Genomic DNA, 4,946 nt, shown 5'->3' with positions numbered 1-4,946 from the left:
TCGCCCACGTGGGCGTCGACGTCGACGACGTCTACCAGGTCCTCGAGGACGAGGGTCTCTCGAAGTTCGACGACTCCTGGACCGAGGTCACCGCGACCGTGTCCGAGCAGCTCACCCGCCGCAGCCCGGAGCAGTAGCGGGCCCGGGCCCGTGGCCGCCGACGATGTCGGCGCCGCCGTCAGTCCGGGTTGCGGGGGGCGACGCCGGGGCTGCCCTGGTCCTCGGGGTCGACGTCGACGGCGAAGGCCGGCTCGGTCGTCGGACCCGGCTCCTCCGACCCGCCGCCCGGCGGCGCGACGCCGTCGCGGTGGTCGACGTCGTTCTGCTCCGTGGGGCTCAGGTCGTCGGGGTACCCGCCGTCGAGACGATGCTCCGGCCCGCCGAGCACCTTCTGTTCGAGGGCGTCCACCGCGTCCTCGGGGTTGCGGCGGGCCTCGTCGGCCTCCAGTGGATCGTCGTCGGACGGACCTGGTCCGGAGGACGGATCAGCCATGGGGAGAGCCTGTCTGCTCGGTGTCGCTCGGGGACGATCGGTGGTGGACCGACCGAGCCCGGATCGGGAATCCGGGCGGGAAGGAAATCGGGTGGGAACGACCGCGGGGCTCGGGGACGTGACGACACCGTCCCCCGAGTACCCCTCGTCGGCGTGCCCATGCACGACACGGGATCAGGTCGACCCGTGCACCGCGGCGCGAGCGAGACGGGTACCGGCAGGCTGCGGGATTCGTCCCAGGGCACTGCGCTCTCCGCCGTTCGCACAGACTCCTCCCACGCGAACGGGCGAATTACATCGGATGCTCGTCGACCACGGACCGATCACGTCGTCACCGGCCCCTGATCGAGCGGCGCCCCTCGGCGGGATGCGCAGTTCTCGTTCCGCCGTACGGTTCCTCGTTTCGAGTCGACCTGCGTCATCCTGCACGTGATGTAGCGTCCGGTCGAGCGAGCCCCGGACCCGGCCGTCGCCGGGAGCCGTGAATGCGGAGAGGGCGCCGTTTCTCTCCCTCGGTCGATGTGTTCCTCCCGGCACCGTGAGCGTGCGTCGAAGGAGCACCGGCATGACCGACACCGAGCAGGGATCGAACACCCGGAACGGGCTGCTCGAGATGCTGCCCACCGACAAGCTGGCCGAGGCCGCGCAGACCTTGCTGACGACCATGACGAACAAGGCCGTGGAGGCCGCGATCGATCAGATCGAGGGCCTCACCGGTCGGCTCACCGACGTCGCCGAGAACGGCGGCCACGGGCTCGGCAGTGTCCTGAGCGGCGGTGACGGCACAGGGTCGGCCACCGGCACTCTCACATCAGGCCTCTCCTCCCTCACATCCGGAGTCGGCAACACGGTCAAAGGAGCCCTCGGTATGGACACCGACAAGGACAGCGACAGCGACAGCGGCACCGACAGCGCCGCGGAGACCGGCACCGGCGGGGGATCGGGTGGCTCCGGGGGAGCGGGCGGTTCGGGGAAGTTCAAGTTCATGAACATCACCGAACAGATGGATGTCGGTGTCCCTCTGCGTACGGCCTACGACCAGTGGACCCAGTTCGCCGATTTCCCCTCGTTCATGAAGAAGGTCGAGACCGTCGAGCAGGAGTCCGACGAAAAGATCAACTGGAAGGCGCAGGTCTTCTGGTCGCACCGCAGCTGGGAATCGACGATCGTCGAACAGATTCCCGACACCCACATCGTCTGGCGCTCCACCGGCGCCAAGGGTTATGCCGATGGCCACGTCTCGTTCCACGAGCTCGCCCCGCGCCTGACGCGCATCCTCCTGGTGCTCGAGTACTACCCCCAGGGCTTCTTCGAGAAGACCGGCAACCTCTGGCGGGCGGTGGGGCGGCGCACGCGGCTGGAGTTCAAGCACTTCTGCCGTCACCTGCAGATGGACACCATCCTGACCGCTGACGAGGACCTCGAGGGGTGGCGCGGGGAGATCCGCGACAGCGAGGTCGTCACGACCCACGAAGAGGCCCTCGAACAGGAGCAGGCCGACGCGGACGGTTCCGCCGACCAGGTCGAGGACGAGGCCGGCGACGAGGTCGAGGACGAGGCCGGCGACGAGGTCGACGACGAGGTCGGCGACGAGGTCGGCGACGAGGTCGAGGACGAGGTCGAGGACGAGGTCGAGGACGAGGTCGACGACGAGGTCGAGGACGAGGTCGACGACGAGGTCGAGGACGAGGCCGACGAGCCGGCCGACGAGGAGGCCGACGAGGTCACCTCGACGACCGACTCGGGGACGTCCGCCCGCCGGTCCCGGCAGCGTCCCGGCAAGGGGCGGTCCTCCACGTCCTCCAAGCGGTCCCGGCGCCCGGCGCCCGCCTGAGGACCGTCAGCGGAGCGTGGTGCGGAGGCTGGAGCGGCCCGCCCGGTCGCGACCGGGTGGGCGCGGAAGCTGGCCGGTGTCCCGAGCGCGTGTCCCTCGCTCCAGCCCTGCACCACCACTTCCTGTTCGGCCAGCACCCTCACGGCCACCGCCCGGGCGATCCGCGGCGTCGTGGGTCGGTCTCGCACCGCGGCCGGCCTGGGAGGTCCACCGGAAGTGAGGTCCGTGGTCGCGGCTGATCAGCGCCACACGTCGGCGAGGCAGTGAACCAGCACGTGGACGGGCGGCGGGCTCACGCCCTCGCTCTCGAGTGGGCTCGTCCCGCTGTCCCGCGGGCATCGAGCCAGGAACTCCGTCGCGTCGCCCCCCGGCGGCGTATGGGTCCGGCTGGTGTCGCCCTCGGTCATGGTGTTCCCCTCGGTCCGGCATGACGATCTCGGCGCCGGGTCCGGGGCCATCACTGCTCGACCGGTGGTGCCCGCGGTCGACGTCCCCCCGTCGAGGGAACGCGAGGAGATGTCCGGAGGCCCGGCCGGGGGGCGCTGCCGGCTGGTTCACACCGCGGAGAGCGGGACCGCCCTGCTCGCGTCGGGGGTGACCAGCGCGTCCGCGACCGCGGTGAGCGCCGACGGGGTCGTGAGCAGACCGACGTGGCCGGTGGCGACCTCGACGTTCCTGGCGTGCGGGTCGATGCTCGACGAGGCCGGCACGGCCCGGTCGTGGGGGCTGTAGATGCTGGTGAACGGCACCTCGGGGGTCCAGCGCGCGCGGAGCCCGGCGCGGAACGACGGGCCGCGCAGGCACGCCAGGGAGGCCAGGCCCGGGGCGCCGAGGCTGCCGACCAGGGACAGCGCCGTGGCCTGGGCGAGCAGCGGCCAGCGCAGGCCGTAGAGGTCGAACGGTGATCCGAGGGTGACCAGGGCCGCGACGTCGACACCCGCATCGAGGGCCTGGCGCGCGGCGACGCGGGCGAACTGGCCCCCGCGACTGTGCCCGATCACGCGCACCGGCGTGCCGGACCGCTCGGCCGCGACGTGCAGCTGCTCGGTCAGCGCGTCCGCGGCGCGCCCGGCGCAACCCAGCCCCGCGCCGTCCGTCACCGGGACGACGTCCCACCCGAGACGCTCGAGCCATCCGGCCATGGGGGCCAGCACCGGGCCGGTGGCCGCGAAGCCGCCCACCAGGACCACCGGTCCGGAACCTCGCCACCGCTCGGGGGGATCCGCGACCAGGGGGTCGGCGGGCACGCGGAGGGCGTCGACCCGGTTGCACACGCCGACCGCCGCCCGGCCCGCGTGCTCGAGCCCGACCCTGGTCATCGCCTCGAAGAGGCGGCGCCTCGGCGATCCGTTCCGCGAGTGACGCTGGACCATGACGAACCCTCATCCCAGAGTCGGCGGTGCGTGCACGACGGGCCGCTCAAGGTCTGGTCAGCGGTGTACCACGACCGGGTGCAACAGCTCGGAGGCGCCGCTCCCGTGGGTTCCTGCCGGTGGGATCGGCTCCCACCTCGACGGCGAAACCCGGTGGAGGGGACGGCGCCCACCTCACCGCAGCAGGAACGAGTGCCGCGACGCACCGTGCGCCCGATCCGCAGGGGCACCCACCGGGCCAGGGCCCCTGCCGCCATCTCTGCAGTGGTGCAGCCCGCGACCACGCCGGCCTTGGACTCCTCCCGCGCCCGGGAGAACCTGGGCCGGCGCCCGCTCCGCCGGCCTCGGTGCGTGGAGGGCGACCCTTGGGCGCTGAGCCGGGACTCCGCATCCGGGGGCACCGCTCGTCGGGAAACCCCGGGTCCGGTGGGGTTCGCCACGGGCGAATCCGTGGGATCGCCGCACTGCTGCGCCTACCGTGGACAGGGTAGGCGGTGGCCCCGAGCCGCGGTCCGACCCTCGGGTCCCGACCGTGGCCCGACCCGTGAGCACGACCCCAGTCCCGGCGTGTCCGTCTCCGCTCCTTCACCACCCCCGGCCGATCCGCAGCGCCGTCCAGGCGAGCGATCGACCCGCACCGGGACCGAAACTCAGTCGGTCTCCGGTTCCTCTCGAGGAGACCTCTTGGCACAGACAGGCAACCGCACCGACGCGATCAAATCACGCGACCGCGACACCGACGACGTCCCCGCGCGGAAGGCCGCCGAGGCGCGTCCGGTCGTGACGCGGTCGGAGGGGGCGGCGTCGACGTCCGCCCGATCCACCAGCGCCCGGAACGCCTCGGCGCGAACCGAGTCGGCCCGACCCGCGACCCGGCGAACGACGTCGTCCGCGGAGAAGGACACCGCGTCCTCCGCCCGGCGCTCCGCGGGCTCCGGGACGGACGATCGTCCGCAGGGGGAGCCCGGACCGCAGGGCCCGGCCGGCGAGAAGGGGCCCGCGGGCGACCAGGGCCCCGCCGGGGAGCAGGGCCCGGCCGGCGACCCGGGACCGACGGGCGACCAGGGCACGGACGGACGGAACGGCACCGACGGCCGGGACGGCAGCGACGGTCAGGACGGCGCCCAGGGCTCCGTGGGGGACCAGGGACCGGCCGGCGCGCCGGGTGCCGACGGTCAGCCGGGCAGCGATGGTCAGGACGGCGCCCAGGGCTCCGTGGGGGACCAGGGACCGGCCGGCGCGCCGG

At 73.0% G+C, this 4,946-nt stretch carries 3 protein-coding genes and 1 pseudogene; 2 read left to right on the top strand and 2 right to left on the bottom strand.

What is annotated here, in order from left to right; genetic code table 11:
• Window positions 1-178: 178 nt before the first annotated feature.
• The gene (locus tag PH189_RS30175; protein WP_274192561.1) at window positions 179-493 is read right to left on the bottom strand and encodes a hypothetical protein; all 315 of its coding nucleotides are present in this window, start codon (window positions 491-493) and stop codon (window positions 179-181) included.
• Between the two features lie 565 nt (window positions 494-1,058).
• Here PH189_RS30175 and PH189_RS30170 point away from each other — a divergent pair.
• Entirely contained in the window at window positions 1,059-2,327 is a 1,269-nt protein-coding gene (locus tag PH189_RS30170; protein ID WP_274192560.1) for an SRPBCC family protein, read from the top strand.
• A 554-nt stretch (window positions 2,328-2,881) separates the two neighbouring features.
• Here PH189_RS30170 and PH189_RS30165 read toward each other — a convergent pair.
• Window positions 2,882-3,646: a lipase family protein gene (locus PH189_RS30165; protein ID WP_274192559.1), complete on the bottom strand. Its 765-nt coding sequence runs from the start codon at window positions 3,644-3,646 to the stop codon at window positions 2,882-2,884.
• Between the two features lie 738 nt (window positions 3,647-4,384).
• Between PH189_RS30165 and PH189_RS30160 the strand changes: the two are divergent.
• Window positions 4,385-4,946, top strand: a pseudogene (locus PH189_RS30160) (hypothetical protein); the annotation flags it as partial.

It is taken from the genome of Actinomycetospora chibensis (assembly GCF_028737215.1).
Classification (GTDB): Bacteria; Actinomycetota; Actinomycetes; order Mycobacteriales; family Pseudonocardiaceae; genus Actinomycetospora; species Actinomycetospora chibensis.
The sequence above is the reverse complement of the archived record's forward strand: the minus strand, read 5'-3'. Positions and strand labels throughout refer to the sequence as shown.